19 protein-coding genes and 2 tRNA genes are annotated in these 26,551 nt (G+C 69.9%); 8 read left to right on the plus strand and 13 right to left on the minus strand.

The features are described from left to right. Positions 1 to 104: 104 nt before the first annotated feature. Positions 105 to 2,729, minus strand: coding sequence for a valine--tRNA ligase (locus tag ACZ4IF_RS03870; RefSeq protein WP_467559246.1), 2,625 nt, complete (start codon positions 2,727 to 2,729; stop codon positions 105 to 107). A gap of 136 nt (positions 2,730 to 2,865) precedes the next feature. Here ACZ4IF_RS03870 and ACZ4IF_RS03875 point away from each other — a divergent pair, with 136 nt between their 5' ends. After that, the gene (locus ACZ4IF_RS03875) at positions 2,866 to 3,816 is read left to right on the plus strand and encodes a hypothetical protein (protein ID WP_467559248.1); all 951 of its coding nucleotides are present in this window, start codon (positions 2,866 to 2,868) and stop codon (positions 3,814 to 3,816) included. A 160-nt stretch (positions 3,817 to 3,976) separates the two neighbouring features. Here the strand turns inward: ACZ4IF_RS03875 and clpX are convergent, their stop codons facing one another. The 5 genes from clpX to ACZ4IF_RS03900 form a co-directional block, all read right to left on the minus strand. Then, the gene (gene clpX / locus ACZ4IF_RS03880; RefSeq protein ID WP_028802634.1) at positions 3,977 to 5,263 is read right to left on the minus strand and encodes an ATP-dependent Clp protease ATP-binding subunit ClpX; all 1,287 of its coding nucleotides are present in this window, start codon (positions 5,261 to 5,263) and stop codon (positions 3,977 to 3,979) included. Between the two features lie 160 nt (positions 5,264 to 5,423). Continuing rightward, positions 5,424 to 6,104 carry an ATP-dependent Clp protease proteolytic subunit gene (locus ACZ4IF_RS03885; RefSeq protein WP_028802635.1) on the minus strand — a complete coding sequence of 227 codons (681 nt, stop codon included), beginning with the start codon at positions 6,102 to 6,104 and terminating at the stop codon, positions 5,424 to 5,426. 111 nt (positions 6,105 to 6,215) lie between these two features. Beyond that, positions 6,216 to 6,824, minus strand: a complete 609-nt coding sequence (locus ACZ4IF_RS03890; protein WP_028802636.1) for an ATP-dependent Clp protease proteolytic subunit — start codon at positions 6,822 to 6,824, stop codon at positions 6,216 to 6,218. A gap of 422 nt (positions 6,825 to 7,246) precedes the next feature. Next, positions 7,247 to 8,641, minus strand: coding sequence for a trigger factor (gene tig / locus ACZ4IF_RS03895; RefSeq protein WP_467559250.1), 1,395 nt, complete (start codon positions 8,639 to 8,641; stop codon positions 7,247 to 7,249). Positions 8,642 to 8,843: 202 nt separating this feature from the next. Then, positions 8,844 to 8,920, minus strand: a tRNA-Pro gene (locus ACZ4IF_RS03900). A gap of 152 nt (positions 8,921 to 9,072) precedes the next feature. Between ACZ4IF_RS03900 and ACZ4IF_RS03905 the strand changes: the two genes are divergently transcribed. The 4 genes from ACZ4IF_RS03905 to ACZ4IF_RS03920 all read left to right on the plus strand — a co-directional run bounded on the left by ACZ4IF_RS03905 (position 9,073) and on the right by ACZ4IF_RS03920 (position 12,244). After that, positions 9,073 to 9,146, plus strand: a tRNA-Gly gene (locus ACZ4IF_RS03905). A 1,050-nt stretch (positions 9,147 to 10,196) separates the two neighbouring features. Then, positions 10,197 to 10,514, plus strand: a complete 318-nt coding sequence (locus tag ACZ4IF_RS03910) for a DUF6083 domain-containing protein (RefSeq protein ID WP_467559252.1) — start codon at positions 10,197 to 10,199, stop codon at positions 10,512 to 10,514. A gap of 540 nt (positions 10,515 to 11,054) precedes the next feature. Then, a complete protein-coding gene (locus ACZ4IF_RS03915) occupies positions 11,055 to 11,975 on the plus strand; it encodes a septum formation family protein (protein WP_467559254.1) in 921 nt (306 codons plus the stop codon). A 140-nt stretch (positions 11,976 to 12,115) separates the two neighbouring features. Further along, positions 12,116 to 12,244, plus strand: a complete 129-nt coding sequence (locus ACZ4IF_RS03920) for a hypothetical protein (RefSeq protein WP_467559256.1) — start codon at positions 12,116 to 12,118, stop codon at positions 12,242 to 12,244. Positions 12,245 to 12,590: 346 nt separating this feature from the next. Here ACZ4IF_RS03920 and ACZ4IF_RS03925 read toward each other — a convergent pair whose 3' ends face one another. Together ACZ4IF_RS03925 and ACZ4IF_RS03930 are read right to left on the minus strand one after the other, a co-directional pair. Further along, complete coding sequence (locus tag ACZ4IF_RS03925) at positions 12,591 to 14,750, minus strand: serine/threonine-protein kinase (RefSeq protein ID WP_467559258.1); 2,160 nt, start codon at positions 14,748 to 14,750, stop codon at positions 12,591 to 12,593. 77 nt (positions 14,751 to 14,827) lie between these two features. Further along, complete coding sequence (locus tag ACZ4IF_RS03930; RefSeq protein WP_028802639.1) at positions 14,828 to 15,022, minus strand: hypothetical protein; 195 nt, start codon at positions 15,020 to 15,022, stop codon at positions 14,828 to 14,830. Positions 15,023 to 15,647: 625 nt separating this feature from the next. Between ACZ4IF_RS03930 and ACZ4IF_RS03935 the strand changes: the two genes are divergently transcribed. Beyond that, on the plus strand, positions 15,648 to 16,826 hold the full coding sequence (locus ACZ4IF_RS03935) for an acyltransferase family protein (RefSeq protein WP_467559260.1): 1,179 nt from the start codon (positions 15,648 to 15,650) through the stop codon (positions 16,824 to 16,826). Between the two features lie 134 nt (positions 16,827 to 16,960). Here ACZ4IF_RS03935 and ACZ4IF_RS03940 read toward each other — a convergent pair whose 3' ends face one another. Both ACZ4IF_RS03940 and ACZ4IF_RS03945 read right to left on the minus strand, forming a co-directional pair. Next, complete coding sequence (locus ACZ4IF_RS03940; RefSeq protein ID WP_467559262.1) at positions 16,961 to 17,416, minus strand: HD domain-containing protein; 456 nt, start codon at positions 17,414 to 17,416, stop codon at positions 16,961 to 16,963. 199 nt (positions 17,417 to 17,615) lie between these two features. Then, positions 17,616 to 18,791, minus strand: a complete 1,176-nt coding sequence (locus tag ACZ4IF_RS03945; RefSeq protein WP_028802642.1) for a PP2C family protein-serine/threonine phosphatase — start codon at positions 18,789 to 18,791, stop codon at positions 17,616 to 17,618. A 159-nt stretch (positions 18,792 to 18,950) separates the two neighbouring features. On the opposite strand from ACZ4IF_RS03945, the gene ACZ4IF_RS03950 reads away from it, so the two are divergent. Further along, positions 18,951 to 20,180 carry a GNAT family N-acetyltransferase gene (locus tag ACZ4IF_RS03950; RefSeq protein WP_467559264.1) on the plus strand — a complete coding sequence of 410 codons (1,230 nt, stop codon included), beginning with the start codon at positions 18,951 to 18,953 and terminating at the stop codon, positions 20,178 to 20,180. 233 nt (positions 20,181 to 20,413) lie between these two features. Here ACZ4IF_RS03950 and ACZ4IF_RS03955 read toward each other — a convergent pair whose 3' ends face one another. Both ACZ4IF_RS03955 and ACZ4IF_RS03960 read right to left on the minus strand, forming a co-directional pair. Next, positions 20,414 to 21,223: an Fpg/Nei family DNA glycosylase gene (locus ACZ4IF_RS03955; RefSeq protein ID WP_467559266.1), complete on the minus strand. Its 810-nt coding sequence runs from the start codon at positions 21,221 to 21,223 to the stop codon at positions 20,414 to 20,416. Between the two features lie 121 nt (positions 21,224 to 21,344). Further along, on the minus strand, positions 21,345 to 21,833 hold the full coding sequence (locus ACZ4IF_RS03960; RefSeq protein ID WP_028802645.1) for a ribose-5-phosphate isomerase: 489 nt from the start codon (positions 21,831 to 21,833) through the stop codon (positions 21,345 to 21,347). Positions 21,834 to 22,083: 250 nt separating this feature from the next. On the opposite strand from ACZ4IF_RS03960, the gene ACZ4IF_RS03965 reads away from it, so the two are divergent. Further along, positions 22,084 to 23,559, plus strand: a complete 1,476-nt coding sequence (locus tag ACZ4IF_RS03965; protein WP_467559269.1) for an amino acid permease — start codon at positions 22,084 to 22,086, stop codon at positions 23,557 to 23,559. A 166-nt stretch (positions 23,560 to 23,725) separates the two neighbouring features. Here the strand turns inward: ACZ4IF_RS03965 and ACZ4IF_RS03970 are convergent, their stop codons facing one another. Then, positions 23,726 to 26,533, minus strand: coding sequence for a serine/threonine-protein kinase (locus ACZ4IF_RS03970; RefSeq protein WP_467559271.1), 2,808 nt, complete (start codon positions 26,531 to 26,533; stop codon positions 23,726 to 23,728). Between the last annotated feature and the right edge of the window lie 18 nt (positions 26,534 to 26,551).

Here is a 26,551-nt window from a genome sequence, read left to right on the forward strand (position 1 = left end):
CAGGCCCCCGCGCGAGCGCGTACGGCCTCGGCGACGGGCACCGGACGGGCGGACAGCGGAACACCCCGGGGAGCAGGGCTCCCCGGGGTGTCACGCGCCGGTGCCTACGCCTCGGGCAGGCGGTCCAGCTGTGCCTGGATACGGGCGATGTCCTCGTCCGCCTTGGCGAGCCGCGTGCGGATCTTCTCCACGACGTTGTCCGGCGCCTTGGCGAGGAAGGCCTCGTTGCCGAGCTTGGCGTTCGCCTGGGCCTTCTCCTTCTCGGCGGCCGCGAGGTCCTTCGCGAGGCGCTTGCGCTCCGCGGCCACGTCGATGGTGCCCGACAGGTCGAGGGCGACCTCGGCGCCCGCGACCGGCAGGGTCGCCGTGGCCGAGAAGCCGTCGCCCTCCGGCTGAAGACGCAGCAGCTGGCGGATGGCCGCCTCGTGCGGGGCGAACGCGGTGCCGTCGAGCGTCAGCCGGGCCGGGACGCGCTGGCCGGGCTGGAGACCCTGGTCGGCGCGGAACCGGCGGACCTCGGTGATGACCTGCTGGAGCGACTCGATCTCCCGCTCCGCGGCGTCGTCACGGAAGCCGCTGTCCTTCGGCCAGTCGGCGACGACGACCGACTCGCCACCGGTGAGGGTGGTCCAGAGGGTCTCCGTCACGAACGGGACGACCGGGTGGAGCAGGCGCAGCGTCACGTCCAGGACCTCGCCGAGGACCCGGCCGGAGACCTTCGCGGCCTCGCCGCCGCCCATGAACGTCGTCTTGGACAGCTCGACGTACCAGTCGAAGACCTCGTCCCAGGCGAAGTGGTAGAGCGCGTCGGAGAGCTTCGCGAACTGGAAGTCCTCGTAGAACGCGTCGACCGCGGCCACGGTCTTGTTGAGCCGGGACAGGATCCAGCGGTCGGTCGCCGACAGCTTCTCCGGCTCGGGGAGCGGGCCCTCGACCGTCGCGCCGTTCATCAGCGCGAAGCGGGTGGCGTTCCAGATCTTGTTGGCGAAGTTCCGGGACGCCTGGACCCAGTCCTCGCCGATCGGCACGTCCGTACCGGGGTTGGCACCGCGGGCCAGGGTGAAGCGGACGGCGTCGGAGCCGTACTTGTCCATCCAGTCGAGCGGGTCGACGACGTTGCCGAAGGACTTCGACATCTTCTTGCCGCGCTCGTCGCGGACCAGGCCGGTGAGGGCGATGGTCTTGAACGGGACCTCGCCGTCCATCGCGTACAGACCGAACATCATCATCCGGGCGACCCAGAAGAAGATGATGTCGTGGCCGGTGAGCAGGACGTCGGTCGAATAGAACTTCTGCAGGTCGGGGGTGTTCTCCGGCCAGCCGAGCGTGGAGAACGGCCACAGGCCCGAGGAGAACCAGGTGTCGAGGACGTCGGTGTCCTGACGCCAGCCCTCACCGGTCGGCGCCTCCTCGTCGGGACCGACGCAGACGACCTCGCCGTCCGGCCCGTACCAGACGGGGATGCGGTGGCCCCACCACAGCTGGCGCGAGATGCACCAGTCGTGCATGTTGTCGACCCAGTCGAAGTAGCGCTTCGACATGTCGGCGGGGTGAATGGCGACCCGGCCGTCACGGACCGCGTCACCGGCGGCCTGCGCCAGCGGGCCGACCTTGACCCACCACTGCATGGACAGGCGCGGCTCGACGGTCGTCCGGCAGCGTGAGCAGTGGCCCACGGAGTGGAGGTACGGGCGCTTCTCGGCGACGATCCGGCCCTGCGAGCGCAGCGCCGCGACGATGGCGCTGCGTGCCTCGAAGCGGTCCAGGCCCTGGAAGGGCCCGTGGACGGTGATGACGGCCCGCTCGTCCATGACCGTGATCGACTCCAGGCCGTGGCGCTGGCCGATCGCGAAGTCGTTCGGGTCGTGGGCGGGAGTGACCTTGACGGCACCGGTGCCGAACTCGGGGTCGACGTGGGTGTCGGCGACGACGGGGATGGACCGGTCGGTGAGCGGCAGCTTGATCCGCTTGCCCACCAGGTGCTTGTACCGCTCGTCGTCGGGGTGGACGGCGACGGCTGTGTCGCCGAGCATCGTCTCGGCACGGGTGGTGGCGACCACGAGGGTCTCGTCGCCCTCCCCGTACTTGATGGAGACGAGCTCGCCGTCGTCCTCCTGGTACTCGACCTCGATGTCCGAGATCGCCGTCAGACAGCGCGGGCACCAGTTGATGATGCGCTCGGCGCGGTAGATCAGCTCGTCGTCGTACAGCTTCTTGAAGATGGTCTGGACGGCCTTCGACAGGCCCTCGTCCATGGTGAACCGCTCGCGGTCCCAGTCGACGCCGTCCCCGAGGCGCCGCATCTGGCCGAGGATCTTGCCGCCGTACTCTTCCTTCCACTGCCAGACGCGCTCGACGAACTCCTCGCGCCCGAGGTCCTGCCGGGACTTGCCCTCCTCGGCGAGCTGCTGCTCGACCTTGTTCTGGGTGGCGATGCCGGCGTGGTCCATGCCGGGCAGCCACAGGGCCTCGTACCCCTGCATGCGCTTGCGGCGGGTGAGGGCGTCCATCAGCGTGTGCTGGAAGGCGTGGCCCAGGTGCAGGGAACCAGTCACGTTCGGCGGGGGGATGACGATGGTGTACGCCGGCTTCTCGCTCTTCGCGTCGGCGGCGAAGTACCCCTTGTCCACCCAGCGCTCGTACAGCTTCCCCTCTACCTCGGCCGGCGCGTACTGGGTCGGCAGTTCGGGAGTGGATGCTGGCGGCTGCTGCTGAGCGTTGTCGGTCACGGGGTCAGTTTAGGGGCGTCACGCCCCTGTCCCGAAACACGATTCTTTCGTAACGGTGCGGCCCCCGGGGAGTGGGGCGCCTGACCTGTGCGCCAGGATGTTCGGAACACATAAGCATCTGGAGGGGAACCCAGTAATGAGCTACAACCAGCCGGGCCCGTACGGCGGGCAGCCCCAGCAGCCCGGACCGCACGGTCAGCCGGGCCCGTACGGCCAGCAGCCGCCGCAGGCCCCCCAGCCCGGCTACGGCTACCCCCAGCAGGCGCCGCCCGCGCAGCAGCCCGGCTACGGCTACCCGCAGCAGGCCCCCCAGGGCGTCCCGCCACAGACCCCTCCCTACGGCCAGCAGCCGTACGGCCAGCAGCCCTACGGCGCCGTGCCGCAGCCGCCGGCCCCGGAAGGCGGCAAGAAGAAGACCGGCCTCATCATCGGCGCGGTCGCGGTCGTCGCGGCGATCGCGGTGGGTGCGTACTTCGTGATCGGCGGCGGAGGCGGCGGCTCGGACGTCGCGGACGACGGCCCGCACAAGCTGACGACGCCGGCCACGGTGATCAACGGCGAGTACAAGAAGAGCGACAAGTCCGACGACACCGGCGGCATGACCAAGTCGGACCTGAAGGACGCCGAGGGCTGGGGTGTGCAGAACCCCAAGGACGTGAGCGCGGCGTACCAGTCGGGTGACGAGAGCAACCCGCTCGCCATGAAGCAGATCTCGTTCGGCGGTGTCTACGGCACCATCGACGACCCCGAGAAGGCCGTCGACAACATGTTCGCCGACATGAAGAAGAACCAGGAGAAGGAGGGCACCGACGAAGGCGAACTCGTCGGCAGCCCCAAGGCCTACGAGCCGAGCGGCCTCGACGGTGCCGTCCTCAAGTGCCAGGAGGTCAAGGTCAAGAACGACAAGTCCTCCTCGGGCGGCCCCAGCGAGTTCACGATGCCGGTCTGCATCTGGGGCGACCACAGCACTCTCGGTTTCGTCATGCCGATCGACATCGCGAGCATGATGGCCGGCAAGGGCAGCACTCCGGAGGCCGCGGCCGACATCGCCGCCAAGCTCCGCAAGGACGTCCGCGTCAAGATCTGACGCGCGGACCGGACGACGGAGGTGGGGCCCGGCCGGACGGCCGGGCCCCACCTCCGTCTGTGTCCAGGGCAGTTGGGCGGGCAGCACGACGACCTGTTCGCGCGCAGAAGGGCGCCCGGTGGGATTCACCGGGCGCCCTTCGTCGTATGTCTGGCCGGCGTTACGCCGTCTTCTGCTCTCCGGAGCCGCCGCGGCGGGCGTCGCGGGGGATCAGGGTGGGGTTCACGTTCGAGTGAACGACGTCCGCCGTGATGACGACCCGGGCGACGTCCTTGCGCGAGGGGACCTCGTACATCACGGACATCAGGACTTCCTCCATGATGGCGCGCAGACCACGGGCACCGGTCTGGCGGAGGATGGCCTGGTCGGCGATGGCCTCCAGGGCCTCACGCTCGAAGTCCAGCTCCACACCGTCGAGTTCGAAGAGGCGCTGGTACTGCTTCACCAGTGCGTTGCGCGGCTCGACGAGGATCTGGAGCAGGGCCTCGCGGTCCAGGTTGTGGACCGAGGTGATGACGGGCAGACGCCCGATGAACTCGGGGATCATGCCGAACTTGACCAGGTCCTCGGGCATGACGTCCTCGAACTGGTCCTTGGACTCCAGCTCCCGCTTGGAGCGGATGGTCGCACCGAAGCCGATGCCCTTCGCGCCCGCCCGCGCCTCGATGAGCTTCTCCAGGCCCGCGAAGGCACCGCCCACGATGAACAGGACGTTCGTCGTGTCGATCTGGATGAACTCCTGGTGCGGGTGCTTGCGCCCGCCCTGGGGCGGTACGGAGGCCGTGGTGCCCTCGAGGATCTTCAGCAGGGCCTGCTGGACGCCCTCACCGGACACGTCGCGCGTGATCGACGGGTTCTCGCTCTTACGGGCGACCTTGTCGATCTCGTCGATGTAGATGATGCCGGTCTCGGCCTTCTTGACGTCGTAGTCCGCCGCCTGGATGAGCTTCAGCAGGATGTTCTCGACGTCCTCGCCGACATACCCCGCCTCGGTCAGCGCGGTCGCGTCGGCGATGGCGAACGGCACGTTCAGCATCCGGGCCAGGGTCTGCGCCAGGAGCGTCTTGCCCGAGCCCGTGGGGCCGAGCAGCAGGATGTTCGACTTCGCCAACTCGATGGCGTCGTCACGGTTCTGGCCGGTGCTGTTCTCGCCGGCCTGGACCCGCTTGTAGTGGTTGTACACCGCGACCGAGAGGGCCTTCTTGGCCGACTCCTGGCCGACCACGTACCCCTCCAGGAACTCGTAGATCTCGCGGGGCTTGGGGAGTTCCTCCCACCGCACCTCGCTCGTCTCGGCGAGCTCCTCTTCGATGATCTCGTTGCAGAGATCGATGCACTCGTCGCAGATGTACACACCGGGGCCTGCGATGAGCTTCTTGACCTGCTTCTGGCTCTTGCCACAGAACGAGCACTTGAGCAGATCGCCGCCGTCACCGATGCGTGCCACGGTGTGCTTCCCCTTCGCCTGGGAGACGCCTAGGTCCAGCGGCTCCTGGTGCTGCCTTATGTCCGACGGTACCTTGCCGAGCCCCCCGTTCGGGCCCCCCTTGGCGTGGTTCACTTTGTCGTGAACCACGCCAAGGAGCGACAGACGGTACAGCGATACGTCACACGACCGCGGAGTTGTTCATCTTCCGGGTGGAGATGATCTGGTCGATCAGACCGTACTCAAGCGCGTCCTCAGCGGTGAGGATCTTGTCGCGCTCGATGTCCTCGCGGATCTTCTCGATCGGCGTGGTCGAGTGCTTGGCCAGCATCTCTTCCAGCTGCGAACGCATCCGGAGGATCTCGTTCGCGGCGATCTCGAGGTCCGAGACCTGGCCGCGGCCGGTCTCGCTGTAGGGCTGGTGGATCAGCACACGGGCGTTCGGCAGCGCCATGCGCTTGCCCGGGGTGCCGGCGGCCAGCAGGATCGCCGCGGCCGAGGCGGCCTGGCCCATGCAGACCGTCTGGATGTCCGGCTTCACGAACTGCATCGTGTCGTAGATGGCCGTGAGCGCCGTGAAGGAGCCGCCGGGGCTGTTGATGTAGACCGAGATGTCACGGTCGGGGTCCATCGACTCCAGGCACAGCAGCTGTGCCATGACGTCGTTGGCGGAGGCGTCGTCGATCTGCACGCCGAGGAAGATCACGCGCTCCTCGAAGAGCTTCGCGTACGGGTCGTACTCACGAACGCCCTGCGAGGTGCGCTCGACGAAGCGCGGGATGACGTAGCGGGACTCCGCGCGAGGGCCGGTGTACTCGGCCTGCGTGCGGGCGTAGAGGCCGCTGCCGGGGAAGTCGTTCACTGTGTCTCCTGAAGAGCCTGAAAAGGGCTGAGGCGGTCGGCTGAGGGGCTTGAGGGGCGCGTGTACGTCGGATGCACTCCGGCTCGCGCCACAGTGCGCCGCGTACGCCGGTTACGCCGCCCCGGTGCCGCCGCCGCCCGGCATACCGGCAGCGGTGGGCATGATGTCGTCGATGAGGCCGTACTCCTTGGCCTCGATCGGGTCGAACCAGCGGTCGCGGTCCGAGTCACGAGTGATCTGCTCGACCGTCTGGCCGGTGTGGAAGGAGGTCAGCTCCGCCATCCGCTTCTTGGTGTGCAGCAGCCGCTCGGCGTGGATCTTGATGTCCGACGCGGAGCCGGCGAGGCCAGCGGAGGGCTGGTGGATCAGGATCTCGGCGTTCGGCAGGGCGAAGCGCTTTCCGGGGGTACCGGCACTGAGCAGGAACTGGCCCATCGAGGCCGCCATGCCCATGGCGATCGTCACCACGTCGTTCTTGATGTACTGCATGGTGTCGTAGATCGCCATGCCGGCCGTGATCGATCCGCCGGGGCTGTTGATGTAGAGGTAGATGTCCTTGTCCGGGTCGGAGGCAAGGAGCAGCAGCTGCGCGGTGATCTTGTTGGCGATGTCGTCGTCCACCGGCTGGCCGAGGAAGATGATCCGCTCGTTGAGCAGCCGGTTGTAGACCTGGTCGCCGAGGCCACCACCGAAGTTGGGCTCACCGGCGGCGGAGGGCATCAGATTCGTCACGTATCCACCTGCTCGTCTTACGACGGCGCCGGGCCGTCTCACGTCTTCTGCAGGGGCCTGGGACCCCGGGTTCCGCACCGCCTCCCGGCGGCGTCCGGGGACTCCCCTGCCCTCGTATTCATGGACCCTAACGCGCTGCTCCCCCCGGGGAATCCCGCAGAGGGAACTGTTCGCTGTGAGCGCATGCGCTCCGTCGGCTCCACCAGGGTTTCGGTCCCGTTCCCCGGGGGGCGGGCCGGCGGCGCGCACCCCCCGAAAGGCCGCACCCGCCGGGGGGCCGGGAGGGGCGGCACGCCGCTGCGGCGAGGCGGGGGTCGCGCGCACCGTTCCCCGCGCCCCCGGGTAGGCCGATGGGCCCTGGGGACAGCTGTTCCCGGGGCCCATCGGTCTGTGCTTCACACGCGAGACGATCAGGCCTCGGGCTTGTCCTCGGCGTCCGCGGCCTCGGCGTCCGCGGCCTCGGCGGCCTCGACGGTCTCGGCCGTCTCGTCCTCCTCGTCGTCCAGGTCGACGATCTCGCCGTTGGTGTCCTTGACCGTGGCGGCCTCGACGACGACCGCGAGGGCCTTTCCGCGGGCGACCTCGCCGACGAGCATCGGCACCTGGCCGCCCTCGACGACGGCCTGGGCGAACTGGTCGGGGGACATGCCGGAGGAGGCCGCGCGCCGCATGAGGTGCTCGGTGAGCTCCTCCTGGTTGACGTTCAGCTTCTCCTTGTTGACGAGCTCGTCAAGGACGAACTGCGTCTTGATGCCCTTGATCGCCGCTTCCTTGGTCTCGGCGTCGAACTCTTCCTCGGTCTTGCCCTGGATCTCCAGGTACTTCCCGAGGTCGAGGCCCATCTGGCCGAGCTGGTGGTGCTCCAGGTTGTGCTTGCGGGTGTTGATCTCGTCCTCGAGCAGCTTCTCGGGGACGGGCACCTCGACCAGCTCGAGCAGCTTCTCCAGGACGCGCTCCTGGGCCTGCGTGGCCTGGTCGTACTGCTTCATGTTCTCGAGGCGCTTGCGGCTGTCCGCCTTGAGCTCGTCGAGGGTGTCGAACTCGGAGGCGAGCTGGGCGAAGTCGTCGTCGAGCTCAGGGAGTTCACGCGCGGCCACCTGGGTGACCTTGACGGTGACCTCGGCCTCCTTGCCGGCGGCGGAGCCGCCCTTGAGGTCGGAGGCGAAGGTGGCCTCGCCACCGGCCTCCAGGCCCTTCACGGCGTCGTCGATGCCGTCGAGCAGCTCGCCGGAACCGATGGTGTAGGAGACACCGCTGGCGATGCCGTCCTCCAGCACCTCGCCGTCGACCTTGGCCTCCAGGTCGATGGTGACGACGTCGCCGTCCTCGGCGGCGCGCTCGACCGGGGAGGTCGACGCGAAGCGCTCGCGCAGGTCGGAGACGGCCTTGTCGATGTCCTCGTCGGTGACCTCGACGGCGTCGACCTCGACCTCGATGCCGGAGTAGTCCGGGATCTCGATGGCGGGGCGGACGTCGACCTCGGCGGTGAAGTTCAGCGTCTCGCCGTCCTTCAGCTCCGTGATGTCGACCTCGGGCTGGCCGAGGACGTTCAGCTCAGCCTCGTTGACCGCTTCGGTGTAGAACTTCGGGAGCGCGTCGTTGACGGCCTCCTCGAGCACGGCGCCCCGACCGAACCGCTGGTCGATGACGCGCGCCGGGATCTTGCCCTTCCGGAAGCCCTTCACCGTGACCTGCTGGTTGATCTTCTTGTACGCCGCGTCGAGGCTGTCCTTGAGCTCCTCGAAGGGCACCTCGACAGTGAGCCGAACCCGGGTCGGGTTCAGGTTCTCCACGGCGCTCTTCACGGTTCGGTCTCCTTGTGGCTGACTTCTTGGGGGTTCTGCTGCGTGCTCCTGCCGGATCCGGCAGGGCCTTCAGCGGATTCGCGGCCCTTGAGAGACGTGAGAGTGCAGACACACGGGCGCGCAGCTTGCATAGTAACCGCAGGCGGTACACGCCCCAAAAGGTGATCTTCGGAGGGTCGGAGCCCCGCAGGGTTCCGGCTCGTGGTCGGGGTGGCGGGATTTGAACCCACGGCCTTCCGCTCCCAAAGCGGACGCGCTACCAAGCTGCGCCACACCCCGTCGGTGCGACACGTAGGGTACATGCCCGCAGGCAGTGCGGCTGCCGCATTTCCCAGGCGTGCGGGCGACGCGGAAACGGGGTGTGCGGCGGAGGGGTTCGACCCGCTACGATGCCTCCTGTGCCGCGGTCACTGACCTGCGGCGCCGCTTGTGCGGGCGTAGCTCAATGGTAGAGCCCTAGTCTTCCAAACTAGCTACGCGGGTTCGATTCCCGTCGCCCGCTCCACATGACGTAGGGCCAGGTCAGAGATTCGATCCTCTGCCTGGCCCTAGTCGTTTCCGGAGGCCCCGTTCAGTCCGCCGTGTCCCCCGCGTGCCCCTTGGGCTTTCGATCCTTCTTCTTCGGCTTCCCTGGGCTCTTCCGGCCCTTCTTGGACGATGATCCCCAACAGTGCAGGTCAGGCAGGCTTTGTCCTCCAGGTCCACAGACTGCCCGACGCGCCGGAAGCTTACGGGGCCATGATCACTCGCGCCGAAGCAGCTCCCGGCCAAAGTCGCTACACCGAACCTTCGCGCGACGGCTGCATCCGACTTACCCAGAATCGGCGTAAACCTATGTAAATCACGTAAGGGGCGCGTCGTCGCCCTATGGATCACTGAGAAGAGATCGATCATGGCCCGTAGAGCCGACAGTGCTTACCAACCTGCGCCCCGTGCCAACCTGATGGTCGCCCGGGACTGTGAGGCGTGCCGCGGCTGGGGAACGGTGGTCACCGCCGAGGGCCGACACAAACTGTGCGTCGCGTGCCAGATCAGCGTGCCGCAAGCTGAGCCGGCCGCAGGTACGCAGTCCGAGCTCGCCGGCCTCAAACGATCAACTGACGTGCTCGGCAGACCTCAGTGCCCCTCACGCCCATAGTGCGCATCGAGGGGCATGCCGCAGCACCCCGCTCGGGCCGCCTCCGGGCCGTCCGGGGGTGCTCAACGACAACCAAGGCCGACAAATGTCGGCACGCTCCGCCGCTGGTCAGGGAGTTGACCGATGGCGGAGCCGCAGATCACGAACGTGCGATGTCGGAACTTCGACTACCGCACTCGACGCTGCTCGATGCGCCCAGCCACCGGCCCCGACGAGGCGCGATCACTGAACGAGGCCACATCGCTACCTACTGCGATCCGGTCAGATTGACGCACACTCGAACACATGGGGGCATTGAGGGATCAAGAGCGGTTATGCCATCAGTGCGGCGAGGCACGCTCAACCGTGCGCGACCGAGGCCGAATCGATCTCATGGCGAGACTCTGCGAGTCGTGCTGGAACATCCTCGCAAACGAGATGGCCGAACTCGATGGGGCCGCAGCCGCGCCAAAGCCCGAGCCTGACCCCGACGACGTGTCATGGATCGAGCCGCCGACTTGCCCCAAGTGCGGCGCCCCGGTTCGGGTCTACCCGACCAACTACGACCGGTGGGTGAGCCTCGCCATGGTGGAGTTGCCCGCCAAAGACGTCCCAGAGCCCTTCCGCTGGCGTTTGACGAAGCTCCCCGGCCGATCCATCACCACCGATGTCGTGGCTGTACGGGTCCGTGGAGTCGATCCGCTGCCGAGTGAACCCGTCGTGCCGGCACACAGCATGATGTGCGCGCCCGGCTGAAGCGGACCCAAGGGGCCCCGGAGGGCCTCAGAGCCCGTGTCCTTCAGGCGCCCGATCGGACAGCGTCCAGCGGGGAACAAGGGGGAACGACGGCAAACCCGCGTGGAACGCGCAGGTCAACGTTCCCTCAGGTGAGCCGCCATCCGCATACGCGATCTTCCGAACTAGCTACGCGGGTTCGATTCCCGTCGCCCGCTCCACATGACGTAGGGCCAGGTCAGAGATTCGATCCTCTGCCTGGCCCTTGTCGTTTCCGGAGACCCCGTTCAGTCCGCCGTGTCCCCCGCGTGCCCCTTGGGCTTTCGATCTTTCTTCTTCGGCTTTCCGGCGCCTTTCCGGCCCTTCTTCACCAGACCGCTCACCGCGTCGGCGATTTGCGCTTGATCATCTGATCGGCCACGGCCGTAGCCATGATCGCGCGCAGCAGGGGGCTCAGGAAGGTGCTCAACTCGCGCAAGGTGCACGGGGGTGACAGAGACGACTGGTCGTGTGCGAAGATCCGGCTCCGCATACGTGTCTGCCGAGGTCGGCCGGAGATCCATGTCCGCCATATCGCTGCCCACGCCGTCTGAGCCCGGCGCCAAGCGCAACCAAAAGGGTCGCCGTCTGGCGATCTCGGGGGTGATAGTGCTCGGTGGGGTCGCACTGGCGATGAGTCTGATCATCGGAAGAATCTCCGGTAACGTCGACGAAAATCCGGACAAGCGGATGTCCGGCGCAGGCGACCGGTCGGCCATAAGTCTCGCGGTGGGCGACTGCTTCACCAGCTCGCAGCACGGAGAGGTCTACTCCGCGGCACCCGTGCCGTGCTCCCGGCCTCACGACGGCGAAGTGTTCGCCACGCTCGCACTCACCGGGTCCACCGGCGCCGACGACGTCCTCGCAAAACAGTCGTACCACCAGTGCAGGGGTCGGCTGACCGAGTACGTCATGGACGACTGGTCCCTCCCCCACACGACGGGCGTCAACTACTACTACCCGACCCGTGAGATCCAGCAGTCGGGTGACAGGACGGCCACCTGCTTTACGGCCGACACGGACGGTCAGACCACAGGCAGCGTACGTGTCCAGGAGACCGGCCTGACAGCAGACCAGCTTGCCTTCCTCAAGCTGGAGCTGGCCTCCGCGCGCGTCTTCAAGACCTATCCGCACCTGGGCAGCGTGACCGCCGATCGTGCCTGGTCTGCGAAGATGGCGGCCGCGCTGGACCATGAAGCAGACGGCCTCAAAGCCGCCACCTGGTCTGCCGGCGCCAGGCCCAAGGTCACCGCCTATGTCGGGGAACTTCGAAAGAGCGCCGAGCTGTGGCGCAAGGCCGTGGCGGCACGTTCGGACAACAGTTACTGGGCCTGTTCTGACAACGCCTGGAACCACCCTTCACACAAATACCAGCGAGACGTACGGAAGGCTCTGCGGCTGACTTCGGATCTCCCCGCCACCTCTTTCGGGCCGCCGTTCTAGGGTCGGCACGCCTCGGGCTGCTAATCGGGCCTGCCTCGACCTCCAACCGCCTCTGCCCAGGACGCCGGGCCACGTGCGCTCCGACCATGGCACGGTCCCGTGGCCGTGGCACTCTCGTGTCAGAACGGATGGGGGTACCGATGACCAAGCACAACGGCAGATGGTCCGAGGCCACACAGGTTGCCGCCGCCATGGCCGTGATCGCAGGGGTACTTCTCCTGGCGCTGCTGGCCTTTGTCCTCCGTTACTTCAAGTCCTTGCTCTGGTGAACCGGAGTGCCTCCGCCTGCCCGTTCGGTCGGCCGGGACCATGCCCGTTGCGTGCCCGGTCCGGCGGGACGCAACGGGGAACAGCGGCGCCGATCGCGCTCCGACCCAGGTCAGCGAGCTGCTAGGTCAGCCGCCATCCGCATACGCGATCTTCCGAACTAGCTACGCGGGTTCGATTCCCGTCGCCCGCTCCACATGGCTCAGGGCCAGGCCGAGGACCACTCCTCCGCCTGGCCCTGAGTCGTTTCCGGGAGTGCTCCCGCCGTCGCGACCGCCGGACGCGGTGTCCGTGGACGGCGTTCGGCCACGGCGTCCGGGGTTCGGCTCGGCCGTTCGAGGCCGGTGTTCAGAGGCGGCGTACGTCGACGGAGTACACGCAGCGGTTTCCGTACGGGACGTACAGGGCGTCGCCGACCAGGAGGAGCGGGGCGCCGGAGTCGGCCATGCCGGTCGGGACGGCGTCGTTGCGGCCGGGGCGGGTGGCGTCGACTCGGCCGGTGCGGCGGTCCAGGGCGGCGAGGCGGCCGTTCGGCGAGGCCAGGTAGACATGGGTGGCGGAGGCGAGCGGCGGGCCCGGGAACTCCACCGACGAGTTGCTCTCCCAGACCTGGCGGCCGGTGCCCGGGGAGACGGCTCGGACGCTGCCGTTGCCGAGGGTGAAGTAGAGGGTGCCGCGTGCCAGGTGGACGGCCGCTCCGGCGGGCTGCGGGCGCGCGAGCGGGACTCTGAGCAGCCGGTGGGTGGTGGCGTCCACGGTGGTGAGCGCGCGGTGGGCGGTCGCCGGGGCCGTCTCGGCGAGGACCAGGCGGCCGTGTTCCTGGCCGAGGAGGTCCAGGGAGCCCTTGGCGACGACCGTCCAGCGGGGCTTTCCGGTGGCGGTGTCGAGGGCGGACACGCTGGTGGTCTCGGCGTCGTCGGGCCGGCACACCAGGTAGGGGAGGTGCGCGACGGCCACGACGACGCAGGCCGTGCCCTCGGGCATGGGCCGCGTCCAGCGGATCCGGCCGTCGTCCGCGTCGAGGAGGGCGTAGGCGCGGGCGTCGTCGCCGAAGACGGTGACGACGCCCTCGGGGACCGCGGCGGCGCCGCCGTCCTGGAGGTCGGGGGCCAGGGCGCTGTCGCCGTCGGCGGTGCGTGTCCGCCAGATCACCCGCCCGGTGGCGGCGTCCACCGACTGGACCGAGTAGTGGGCATGGCTCGTGCCGGTCCCCCGGCCTCCGGCGGACTCCGTCTCGTCGTTGGCGTAGACGTAGACGTGGCCGGCGCGGGTGCCGAGGACGGAGCCCTCGTCGCTGCCGAAGTCGTCGGGGGTGGAGTCGACGGGCCGGGTCCACGCGTGCCGCCCCGTGGCGAGGGAGAAGCGGGCCGCCCTGACGTCGTCCCCCGCGCAGACCAGGGACCTGCCGGCGGCACCGCAGCTGCTGAACGGCCCGCCGGCCCGGTCGGCGGGGTAGGCGGGCTCCGCGGCGGCGTGCCACGGGCGCCAGCCGGGCGGCAGGTCGCTGTGGACGGGGTCGGCGCCGCTGTACCGCACGACCGCGGTCGAGGCGGCGACGGCGAGCAGCAGGGCGCCCGCGCAGGCGGCGACGAGGAGGCGGCGCCGGGGGCGGCCGGGTCCGGTGGGCGGGCCCGGGGGCTGGTCCGGGGGCCGGTCCGGGTCGGGGAGCGGGTTCGGGCCGGGGTGCGGGTTCGGGCGGGTGCCGTCGCGCAGGAGCGTGAGGAGTTCGTCGGGGTTCGGCCGGGACTTGGGGTGCTTCTGCAGACACAGCTCGACGAAGGGGCGCAGCCCGGCGGACAGGCCGTCGAGTTCGGGGGCGCCCTCGACGACACGGGTGGCCGTCTCGTAGGGGCTGGGGCTGTCGAAGGGGCCGCGCCCGGTGGCGGCGTAGGCGACGACGGCGCCGAGGGAGAAGATGTCGGCGGCCGGGCCGACGTCGTGCGGGGTCGAGAACTGCTCCGGGGACATGAAGGGCGGGGTGCCCATGACGCGCCCGGTCTGGGTGAGCGCGTCGGCGCCGCCGAACTCGGCCGCGCGCGAGATCCCGAAGTCGATGACGCGGGGCCCGTCGTCGGCGAGCATCACGTTGGCCGGTTTCAGGTCGCGGTGGACGACCCCGGCGCGGTGGATGTCGCGCAGCGCCTCGGCGAGGCCCGCGGCGAGCTCGCGCAGCCGGTCCGGCGGCAGCGGGCCGTGGTCGCGCACGCGGGTTCCGAGGTTCTCGCCCGGTATGTAGAGCGTGGCCATCCAGGGGCGCGGCGCGTCGGCGTCCGCGTCCACGACGGGGGCCGTGAAGGCTCCGCTCACCTGACGGGCCGCGGCCACCTCGCGGCTGAAGCGGATGCGGAACTCGTCGTCGTCGGCGTACTGGCCGTGCACGACCTTGATCGCGAGGCGGCGGCCGGAAGCGGAGCGGGCGAGGTAGACGACGCCCATGCCGCCCGATCCGAGGCGGTCCTCGATGCGGTACCCGCCCACCTCCGGCGGGTCCGATGCACGCAGCGCCATCCTCGTACGCCCCCCCGCTTCCCCGTCACCCGGCTTCCGCCGGTGCTCCGAGGGCGAGCGTATCCGTCCGGTTCCGCTCAGAAGCTGATCGAGTTGATGGTCTCCGCCAATGAGTTGAGGAATCGGTTGATGGACGGAGCCATGCCGGTGGACGCGAGGAAGAAGCCGAAGAGCACCGCGACTATGGCAGGTCCCGCCTTGATCGATCCTCCTCGGATCAGCACCACGAGGATGATCGCCAACAGCAGCACCACTGACAGCGAAATGGCCACAACTGATCACACCCTACGGTCGGTCCGCTCTCCCGGCCCGGAGGTGCAAGCCCCGCACACCCCCGCCAGAAACCATCGTGCCACCAACCCGGCCTGCGTATGCGGCCGGTGACGCATCGTCGGCCGCGGACGTGCCCGACCTGCACAGGCGCAACGCCTCGGGGTGCGTGAACGGAGTGGCCCCGTACGGCAATTCGAGACTCCCCCCGCACGAGTACGACGGATGTAATTCAGAGGAACCGTTGCCGTGTCCACACATCCTGTTCGCAGGTAATTCGAATTGTTGCCACGGGCACACCGAGGCCCGCTCAAGCCAGCCCGAAAGGCCAATCAATCGGACATATCGCCAGAGTCGCCCGCGAACGTTATGCACCATTTAGTCAGGATGAAAGAGGACAGAACACCCCCATCCGGTAAGCGAATCGGTATGTGGAACCACTTGCGAAGAGGCAGGCACACATCTTCAAATACGGGGTACTCGCAGGCGATAAGCAGGAATGACGTCGAGAGTTTTACTAACTCGCACAGACAACGCTAGGGTGCCTCAGATGTTCCACGCCGCCACGTCCCCCGCATGCGCAGCGAGGTCCAGGATCTTCTCCACGAGTGCTTGGTGGGAGGGCCTGTGACGAACTCGCTCCGACCGAACGGCCACCTCAGAGCGCCACTCCCCCCCGCACAGGAGCCGGCGGACGGAGTGCCGAGCCCGCGCTCCCCGCAGACCCCGAGAGCGGCCGGTGACGCCGCCCCGGCGGGCACCAAGCCCGCCAAGCAGCGCGACGCGTTCTTCGACAACGCCAAGTACCTGGCGATCGTGCTCGTGGCCATGGGCCACGCATGGGAGCCGCTGAAGGACCAGAGCCGCATCATCGAAGCCGTGTACACGGTCGTGTACACCTTCCACATGCCGGCCTTCATCATCATCTCGGGCTACTTCTCCCGCAGTTTCGACATGCGGCCCGACCGGCTGAAGCGCCTGGTGACGGGCGTGCTCGTGCCGTACGTCCTCTTCGAGACGGCGTACTCCCTCTTCCAGCGCTACGCCGCTCCGGACCCCGGCCAGTCGATCACCCTGCTCGACCCCTGGTACCTCACCTGGTTCCTGGTCGCGCTCTTCGTCTGGCGGCTGACCACCCCCGTGTGGAGGCTGGTCCGCTGGCCGCTGCCGCTCGCGCTGACGATCGCGGTGCTGGCCTCGGTGTCGCCCGACATCGGCGACGACCTGGACCTCCAGCGCGTCCTGCAGTTCCTGCCGTTCTTCGTGCTGGGTCTGGTCATGAAGCCCGAGCACTTCCAGCTGGTGCGCCGGCGCGAGGTGCGGATCCTTTCGGTTCCGGTCTTCGCCGCCGCGCTCGTCGTCGGCTGGTGGGCGGTGCCCCGGATGAACACGGCGTGGTTCTACCACCGTGACGCGGCGCAGAACCTCGGCGCCCCGTGGTGGTCCGGCGCGGTCATGACCTTCGCGCTCTTCGGCTGCTCGCTGCTGCTGACCGCCTGCTTCTTCGCCTGGGTGCCGCGTCGCACCTTCTGGTTCACGGCCCTGGGCGCGGGCACGCTGTACGGCTACCTGCTGCACGGATTCCTGGTCAAGGCCGCCGACTACTGGGGCTGGTACGAACCCTCCTGGCTGCACAAGCCGCTCGGCGAGATCGCCGTGACGCTCGTCGCGGCCGCGGCGGTCACCGTGCTGTGCACCCGGCCCTTCCAGCGGATGTTCCGCTTCGCGATGGAGCCGAAGATGGAGTGGGCCTTCAAGCGGGACGCCAAGGAGCTGGCCCGGGAGCGGGAGAAGGCCAGGGCGTAGGCGGCGTCGTACGGCACACCTCGGCGAGTCGTGCGGCACACATCGGCAGGTCGTACGGCCCCCTGACGGGCGGGAGTGCGGGTCCGGGAGGAGAACTCCGGGCCCGCATTTCGCTGTTCGGCCCCCGTCACGTCCTAGCCGGGCGGGAGCCCCAGGAGGGCGCGCATCGCCGCGTACTTCTTGGTCAGCCGGGCCCGGGTGTGCTCGTCGAGGACGGCGAGCCGCACCGGGTCCGCGTTGTGCGCCAGGTCCGAGGCCTTCACCAGGAGGGCGCCCGGCGTCGTGCGGATGCGCCGCGCGTACGACTCCGGCGCCTCCCCCTCCCGCTTCGTCACCGCCAGCACGATGTCCTTGGTGCGCGGGCTCAGGGCGGCCTCGCGCAGCCAGTCCTCGGAGAGCGCGTCGTCCTCGAGCGCGTCGTGCAGCCAGGCCGCGGCCACCTGCTCGTCGTCGCCGCCGCGTTCACGGACGCCCTCCGCCACGGCCCGGAGGTGCTCGCTGTAGGGCCGGCCGGCCTTGTCGGTCTGGCCGGCGTGCGCCTCACGGGCGAGGGCCTCGACTTCGGCCAGGGTCAGGAGAGTGTGGGTCACGGCACCAGTGTCGCCCCGCACCGGTCCGCTCGGGACCCGTGCGGACGAAGAACCCGCGAGGGCGGGAGGCCGGGCCCGCACCGGCGCGTGGCTCCCGCCGCGGGTCAGGCACGGATGCGGGGCCCGCACCGCGGGTCAGACACGGACGCGGGGCCCGCACGGTGATCGGACCCGCAGCGGAGTGGGCTCGCGGGGCGGGTCAGGCCCGCGCCGGTGCCGGGCCCTCGCGGCAGATCAGGAGGAGGGCACGGTCGTCGTTGACATCCCTGGCCACCGCCTCGATGAGGTGCCAGGCCGCGCCGTGGAAGCCGCCCGCCACATAGCGGTCGGCCTCACCGGTCAGCCGGTCGATGCCCTCGACGATGTCCCGGTCGGAGGTCTCCACCAGGCCGTCGGTGAACAGCATCAGCACGTCGCCGGGGCGCAGCGAGCCCTTCACCGGGTCGAACTGGGCGCCGTCGTACACGCCCAGCAGGGGCCCTTCGGCGGCCTTCTCCTCCCACCGGCCGCTGCCCGCGCTGAGTTGCAGGCCCGGCGGATGTCCGGCGGAGAAGAGTTCGTAGTCGCCGGAGTCGAGGTCGAGGACCAGGTGGATCGAGGTCGCGAAGCCCTCGTCCCAGTCCTGGCGCAGGAGATAGCCGTTGGCCGCGGGAAGGAAGGCGTGCGGCGGGAGCGAACCGAGGAGGCCGCCGAAGGCTCCGGACAGCAGCAGCGCGCGGGAACCCGCGTCCATGCCCTTGCCGGAGACGTCGGTGAGGACGACCTCCAGGGTGCGGCCCCCGTTCGTCCGGGCCGCGACCACGAAGTCCCCGGAGAACGACTGTCCGCCGGCCGGACGCAGTGCCATCTCGCGGTGCCAGCCCAGCGGAAGTTTCGGCAGCTTGCTCTGCACTCTGATGCGCTCGCGCAGGTCGAAGAGCATCGTGCCGCCGCGCCGCCAGGGGACGCCCACCCGGCTGCGGAACTGGGCGATCAGCAGACCGAAGAAGCCGCAGGCGGCGACCACGAGGACCACGCCCGGTGTCACCCGGGACGGGCCCTCGGTGTACGGGCCCAGTTGCACGGACTCCACTATCAGCGCGGTGGCGGCGGCCGCGTACAGGCCGAGGAGGCTGGCCGGGCGCAGCAGCAGTCCGCCGGCCACGATCGGCAGGACCAGCGCGGCGGGCGAGCACCACACCGAGTTCACCAGCGTCGTGGAGGCGATCACGGGGACCGTGAGCAGCAGGCCGGCCAGCGCGATCCAGTCCGAGCCGTCCCCGCGGAAGTAGTCGACCGCGGATCTGCGCAGCCCTGTGCGGGCCCGGTGCCACTGCTTCTTCAACCGGGCCGTGAACGTATCGGCTTCCGCGCGCCGCTCTCGTCCTGCTGCCATTAGTTCGGGACCCTATCCATCGGACCAGGTGCTTGGCACGGGAGGTCCCACTTGTCCCCCGTCCGAGCGCTGAACTTCACAGAGAACATCACCGGGAGCGGCCCCCGCTTCGGCCGAAATTCCCTCGCTCGTACCGCATTGCCCTGGTACTCATGGGCCATGACGACTGACGTGCGGGTGCTGCGGAAGAGCGAGTGGAACACGTGGTACGAGACCCTCATCCGCGCGTTCAGCGGCGTGCAGGAGGCCACGGAGGAGCGCGAGCTGTGGGACGCGCTGACGGAGTGCGACCGCTCGCTGGGGGTGTGGGAGGGCGAGCGGTGCGTGGGCACCGCGGGCGCCTTCTCCTTCCGGATGACGGTCCCCGGCGGCGCCTCCGTGCCGGCGGCGGGCATCACGATGGTCAGCGTCGCGGCCACGCACCGGCGGCGCGGGGTACTGACGTCGATGATGCGGCGCCAGCTCGACGACCTCCACGCCGGGGGTGAGCCGCTCGCCGTCCTGACCGCGTCGGAGCCGGACATCTACGGCCGGTTCGGCTACGGGATCGGCACCTTCCAGATCCGCGCCGAGATCGACACCGGCCGGGTACGGCTGTCCGTGCCGCCCGGCACCGACGACGTACGACTGCGCTACGAGGCGCCCGCCGACGTCCTGGACGCCTGCGAGGCGGTGTACGCGCGGCTCGTGCCGACCCGTCCGGGCATGCTGGCCCGCCAGCCCGGCTGGGAGCGGCTCGGACTGCTCGACCCCGAGAACGACCGCGACGGGGCCTCGCCCCTGCAGTGCGTGGTCGCCGAGCGGGACGGCGAGGTCGTCGGCTACACGCGCTTCCGGGTCAAGCCGGCCTGGGGACCGTCCGGCCACGACGGCACGGTGCTGGCGCAGGACGTCGAGGGACTCGATCCGGCGGCCCGTGCCGCGCTGTGGCGGTTCCTCTTCGGCATCGACCTGACGACCGGGCTGCACACCCGGGGCCGTCCCGTCGACGAGGAGTGGCAGCACATGGTGTCCGACATCCGGCGCTGCGGCCTGCGGGTGAAGGACTCGCTGCATGTGCGGCTCGTCGACGTCGGCGCCGCGCTGGAGGTACGGACATATCAGGCGCCGGTGGACGTGGTGTTCGAGGTCGAGGACGCGTTCTGCCCCTGGAACGAGGGGCGTTGGAGGCTCACGGGCGACGCGAAGGGCGCGTCCTGTGTACGCACCGAGGACACCGCTGATCTCGCCCTGTCCGTCCGGGAGTTGGGGGCGGCCTATCTAGGCGGGGTGTCCTTGGTCTCGCTCGGGGCGGCCGGCCGGGTGAGGGAGCTGCGCCAGGGCGCCCTGGCGGAGGCGTCCGTCGGGTTCTCCTCGGCGGTCGCGCCCTGGCTGCCGCACGGGTTCTAGGGCCTGTCTGCCGATTCGCGGTGTCGCCCGAAGGGCGGCTCGGCGGCGTCAGGTGCGTGCGCCCAGCGTGCCGGACGCGGCCCCTCGTACGGGATGCACTCGGGGCTGTGCCCGGTGCGGCGAGCGTGCGTGGCATCGCCGGGCAGGCGGGAGCAGGCGGGAACGGTCGGACAGGGCCCAGGCGCGCACCCGGCGGGTGCGGTGCCCACCCGGTCCGGCGCGCGGTCGTGCCGTCAGCGGGTCTGGCAGGTGGGGCACCAGAACAGATTGCGGGCGGCCAGACCGGCGGTGCGGATCTCGCCGCCGCAGATGTGGCAGGGCAGGTTCGCCCTGCGGTACACGTAGACCTCGCCGCCGTGGTCGTCGACGCGCGGCGGGCGGCCCATCGCCTCGGGAGTGTGCTCCGGGCGGACCGTGTCGATGCGGTTGTCGCGGACGCCCTCGCGCATCAGACCCACGAGGTCGGCCCAGATCGTGTCCCACTCCGCGCCGGTGAGGTCCTTGCCCGCGCGGTAGGGGTCGATGCCGTGCCGGAAGAGGACCTCCGCGCGGTAGACGTTGCCCACGCCCGCGACGACCTTCTGGTCCATGAGCAGCGCGGCGACCGTCGTACGGCTGCGGGAGATCCGGCGGTACGCGGCCGCCGGGTCGGCGTCCGGGCGCAGCGGGTCCGGGCCCAGGCGGTCGTGTATCGCCCGCTTCTCGGCGTCGGTGATCAGCGCGCAGGTGGTGGGGCCGCGCAGGTCGACGTACGCGGTCTCGTTGGCCAGGCGGAGTCGGACCGTGTCGGTGGGCGGGGGCGCGGGCGCGTCACCGAAGCCGACCTTGCCGAAGAGGCCGAGGTGGATGTGGACCCAGTCGGTGTCGCGGAAGCCGAGGAACAGGTGCTTGCCGTGGGCCTCGGTACGGGTGAGTTCCGCTCCGGTGAGCAGTCCGGCGGCGTCGGAGAACTTGCCCTGCGGGCTGGTCACTCGGGTGGGCGTGCCGGCGAAACGGTCGGCGTAGTCCTGCGCCAGCCGGTGGATGGTGTGCCCCTCTGGCACGGTGGCCGCGTCCTTTCCTGCCGCCCGGGGTTCCGCCCCGGAGCCCGTCTCCCGCTCCGCCGCCCTACCGGTCGGCGGTGAGGTCACCTCGGACGGGGGGCGCGGTGCCCCCCGTCACGCGTCAGTCCTGCTGCGGGTGGTGGGCCGGGATCGGGGGCAGGTCGCCCGTCGTCTCGTAGACCGACAGCATGTCGATGCGACGGATGTGACGCTCGTCACCGGAGAAGGGGGTGCCGAGGAAGGTCTCGACGAACTTCGTCGCCTCCTCCTGCGTGTGCATGCGGGCGCCGACGGCCACGACGTTGGCGTTGTTGTGCTGGCGGCCGAGGGACGCGGTCTCCTCGCTCCACGCGAGGGCGGCACGGACGCCCTTGACCTTGTTCGCCGCGATCTGCTCGCCGTTGCCGGAGCCGCCGATCACGATGCCGAGAGCCTCGGAGTCCGCGGCCGTGCGCTCCGCGGCACGGAGGCAGAAGGGCGGGTAGTCGTCCTGGGCGTCATAGATGTGGGGCCCGCAGTCCACGGGCTCGTGGCCGGCGGCCTTGAGCCACTCGACGAGGTGGTTCTTGAGTTCGAAGCCGGCATGGTCCGAGCCGAGATACACGCGCATGGTCCGAGTGTGACACGGCCGCACCGGGGCAGCAGAGCCGGGTGTCACCCTTCACCCGGCCGTCGTTTTGCACTCGCAACGCTCACCGTCGATCTCTAAAAATATGAGCAAGACCACAGATCCTCAAGTAAACCTCAAGTAACAATTTGGATTCAAAGGTTCACGAATCCCTTTGCCTCCGATTCACTGAGCCGATCCGTACGCCGCTCGTACGGAGCAACGCTCACCCGGCGCAAAGGAAATCCCCTCCATGACCTCGCAGCCGACCCCCACAAAGGCCGCACACGGCCCGGGAGGCCCCGGAGAACCCGGTGGCGGCCTCCAGGCCGGTCTCAAGAACCGTCACCTCTCGATGATCGCCATCGGCGGTGTCATCGGAGCCGGACTCTTCGTCGGCTCCAGCACCGGCATCGCCACCGCAGGACCCGGCATCCTCCTGTCCTACGCCCTCGTCGGCACGCTCGTCGTGCTCGTGATGCGGATGCTCGGAGAGATGTCCGCCGCGAACCCGAGCTCCGGCTCCTTCTCGGCACACGCCGACCGCGCCCTCGGGCGCTGGGCCGGCTTCTCGATCGGCTGGCTGTACTGGTTCTTCTGGGTGGTGGTGCTGGCCGTGGAGGCCACCGCCGGCGCCAAGATCCTCGAAGGCTGGATCCCGGCGGTGCCCCAGTGGGGCTGGGCCCTCATCGTGATGGTCGTCCTCACCGCCACCAACCTGGTGTCCGTGGGGTCCTACGGCGAGTTCGAGTTCTGGTTCGCCGGGATCAAGGTCGTGGCGATCGGCGGATTCATCGTCGTCGGCGCGCTCGCCGTCCTCGGAATCCTGCCGGGCGCCGACAGCGACAAGGCCTCGTTCGGCAACCTGACCGACCACGGCGGCTTCCTGCCCAACGGCCCGGGCACGATCCTGACCGGTGTGCTGCTCGTCGTCTTCTCCTTCATGGGCAGCGAGATCGCGACGCTGGCCGCCGGTGAGTCCGAGGACCCGCAGCGCGCCGTCACCAAGTCGACCAACAGCATCATCTGGCGTATCGGCGTCTTCTACCTCGGCTCGATCCTCATCGTGGTCTCCCTGCTGCCCTGGAACGACCCCGCCATCAAGGAGAAGGGCTCCTACGTCGCGGCCCTGGACTCCCTCGGCATCGCGCACGCCGGTCAGATCATGAACTTCATCGTGCTGACCTCGGTGCTGTCCTGTCTCAACTCCGGGCTCTACACGGCCTCCCGCATGGCCTTCTCGCTCGGCCAGCGCGGGGACGCGCCCAAGACCTTCGCGAAGACCACCTCGCGCGGTGTGCCGACGGCCGCGATCGTCGTCTCCGTCGTCTTCGGCTTCGTCGCCGTCTTCTTCAACTACAAGTTCCCGGACTCGGTCTTCCTCTTCCTGGTGAACTCCTCCGGCGCCGTGGCCCTGTTCGTCTGGCTCGTCATCTGCTTCTCGCAGCTGCGCATGCGGAAGATCATCCAGCGCGAGGCGCCCGAGAAGCTCGTCGTGAAGATGTGGCTGTACCCGTACCTGACCTGGGCGACCGCCGCGCTGATCGTCTTCGTCCTCGGCTACATGCTCACCGACACCGAGGGCGAGAGCAGCGGCCGGACGACCGTCCTGCTGTCGCTGCTGGTCGCGGCGGTCGTGATCGCGATCGCCGTGGTCAAGGAGAAGGTCCGCGGCAACCGCCCGGCACCGGCCGTCGAGGCCGAGGCGGACAAGGTGTCCGTCGGCTGACCCCGTCCCCGTCCCCCGCGGCGAGGGGAGGGAGTCCTTCGGGGCTCCCTCCCCTCTCGTGTTCCCGGCACCCGGTACCCGGTGGCCGAGGCATCGCGTGCTCGCGGCCGTCGCGCGGGCGCGGCACCCGGTGTCCATGGCACCGCGCGTTCGCGGCATCCGGCCCTCACAGCACGGTGAAGCTGTCCTTGACCTTGCCGTACGTCCTGAGGGCCTGCGCCTCGATCCCCGGCTGGTACCAGGTGTTGATCTGGTACGACTTCCCGCTCTCGTCGAAACCGAGCAGCCGCGCGTGCCAGTGCTCGCCCTTGAGGGTGAACGTGTACTCCCAGACGACCGCGGGCCGGCCCTGGAACACCGTCTCCTCCAGGCGGATCTTCCGGTAGTCCCGCCCCTCGCGGGCGTTGCGCTCCGAGGTCTGCCAGGTGTCCATCAGGTCCCCCTTCGCCAGCGAGGACTTGGCCGCCAGTTCCTGGGTGCCGTCGGGCGAGGTGTAGTGCACCTCCGACCCCGTCTTCACATCGCGCCGCCAGCCCTCGGGCGTGGCCCACGCGTAGCCGCCCGCCTCCCGGTGCGCTCCCGGAGGCAGGCTGGGCGGGCGGGACGTGCCCTCGACGGTGGGCGAGGACGACGTACGGGGCGACGCTCCGCCGTTGCCACCGGCGGTGACGGCCGGGCCGGAGGAACCTGAGGCCCCGGTCCGGTCGCCCGACGGTCCGCCCGACGCGGCGACGACGAGCCAGACGACGAGCCCCGCGGCGGCCACTCCGCCGGCGGCGAGCAGCCCGACGCGCCGCCCGCCGCGGCGCGCACCGCCGGCCGCGCCGGAGCCGGACGGCACAGCGGGGCCGGGGAATTCACCCGGCGGCATGCCTCCCGGTGAGGGCGCCGTCGGCAGCGCGGCCTCCGTCACCGCCCGCGCCGACGCCTCGTGGACACCGACGGAAGGGATCTGCGAGCCCGGCTCCGCACGCAGCTCCGAGGGCACTTCGGTGGACGCGTTGCGGGCCTCGGAGTGGGACGGCGGCTCCGGCACGGGCGTGGGGTCGGGAACGGGGGCCGGGGCGGGAACCTCGGCAGGCGGACGCTCCGAGGGGGGCTTGGTGAAGTCGAGAGAGCTCCTGCGCGTCGGGGTGCGCCGCGCCGGGACCGCGTCGTGCACGGGCGGCGGAGTGGCCTCGGGCAGGTCCGACGGGTGCTGTCGTGCCGCACGTATCAACTGGGCGTCGAGCAGCGCGGGAGTCGGCCTCTCCAGGGGGATCCGCCGTGTCCCGCGGATGTCATGGGTGTCGTGCGCCGGTTCCTCACGGGTCGGCGGGACCGGCCCGGGCGTCGGGGGCGCGGCTTCCGGCGCGTCGCGGCCCGGCTCGGGCGGGGAGGACGACTCGCCTTCCGGCGGCCCCGGGGCCGCCGGGACGGCCGGATCGGGCAGGGGCTCCGGACCGGACTCGGCGGACGGCTCGGCGGACGGCTCGACGGCCACCTCGGCGGACGGCGCCGGGGCGGGGCCGGCGGGCATCTCGGCGGCGGGCGCCGGGACCCGGGCGACGGGCGGCTCGGCAGCAGGCCCCGGGACCGGACCGGCGGACGGCTGCTGCGTCTGCCCCACGGAAGGCCCGGACTCGGGCGCCGGATCGGGCCCGGGCTCCGTGTTCGCGTCCACGTCCATGTACGCGCCCGTGTCCGATACGGGGACCGCGTCGGGCACGGGTTCGGGATCGGACCCGATCACCAGGGCCGCGTCCGGTTCGGGCCCGGAGTCCGCACTTGCCCCGGGCACTGAAGTCGCGCCGGGTCCAGGCCCGGAAGCCGCGTCGGGTCCGGGTCCGAAGGGGTCGGGTCCGGCCACGAGCGTCGGGTCGGGCCCGGACACGGCCCCGGGCTCGAAGTCGTACTCGGGCACCGTCTCGAACTCGGGTCCTCGCGCGGTGGCGGACACGGGCCCCGCCCCGGGCCGCTGTCCGCTCCCCGCTGCCGGTGTCCGGTCGGGCCCGGATCCCGCCTCCGGCACGGGCGTCGCGCCGGGCACGGGTTCCTCACCGGACGCGAACCCGGCGTCGCGGTCGACGTCGTACGCGGGCCGCACGATGCGTCCGAGTGCCGCCTCCAGTTCCTCCAGGCCGGGCCGGGCATCCGGTTCCTTGTCCAGGAGCGCGGCCAGCACGTCCCGCAAGCCGTCCGCGACCGAGGGGAGTTCGGGCTCCTCGTACAACACGGCGTGCAGAGTGGCCAAGGTGGTGGACCGGGAGAAGGGGGAGCGTCCGCCGAGGGCCGCGCACAGTGTCGCGCCCAGGGACCAGACGTCGGAGGGCGGTCCTTGGGGCCGGCCGGAGATGCGCTCGGGCGCCATGTAGTCGGGGGAACCGACCAGCATCCCGACCATGGTCAGCGCCTCCGCGTCCTGAAGGGCGGCGATGCCGAAATCGGTGAGGACGACGCGGCGGTGCCCCTGATGTTCGACGAGCACGTTGCCCGGTTTGATGTCGCGGTGCAGCACTCCCCCGGCGTGCACCTGGCGCAGGGCCGCCACGAGTTCGAGCCCGATCCGGGCCGCCTCACGCTCGTCGAGCGGCCCGTCCCGCACCACGACCTGTTCGAGGGAGCGCCCGGCGACGAGTTCCATGACGATCCACAGCCGCTCGCCCTCGTCCACCACGTCGTAGATGCGCACCACGTTGGGATGGTCGATCCGGGCGGTGGCCCTGGCTTCGCGCAGTGTGCGTTCGCGGCGCGTGCGGGTGTCCTCGGCATCGAGTCCGTCGATGCGCATTTCCTTCACCGCGACCTGCCGGTCGAGCATTTCGTCGGCGGCTCGCCACACCCGCCCCATTCCCCCCTGTCCGATGCTTTCGACCAGGCGATAACGCCCCGTCACCAGTAATCCCGGAACACCACCCTGAATGTTCGCCGACAATCCCCGCACCCCCTCAACATCAGTCACACCCGCCCGCCACAACAGAAACACAATGGTCACACTTCAGGCCGTACCAGC

The organism is Streptomyces sp. NPDC025784 (assembly GCF_055558435.1).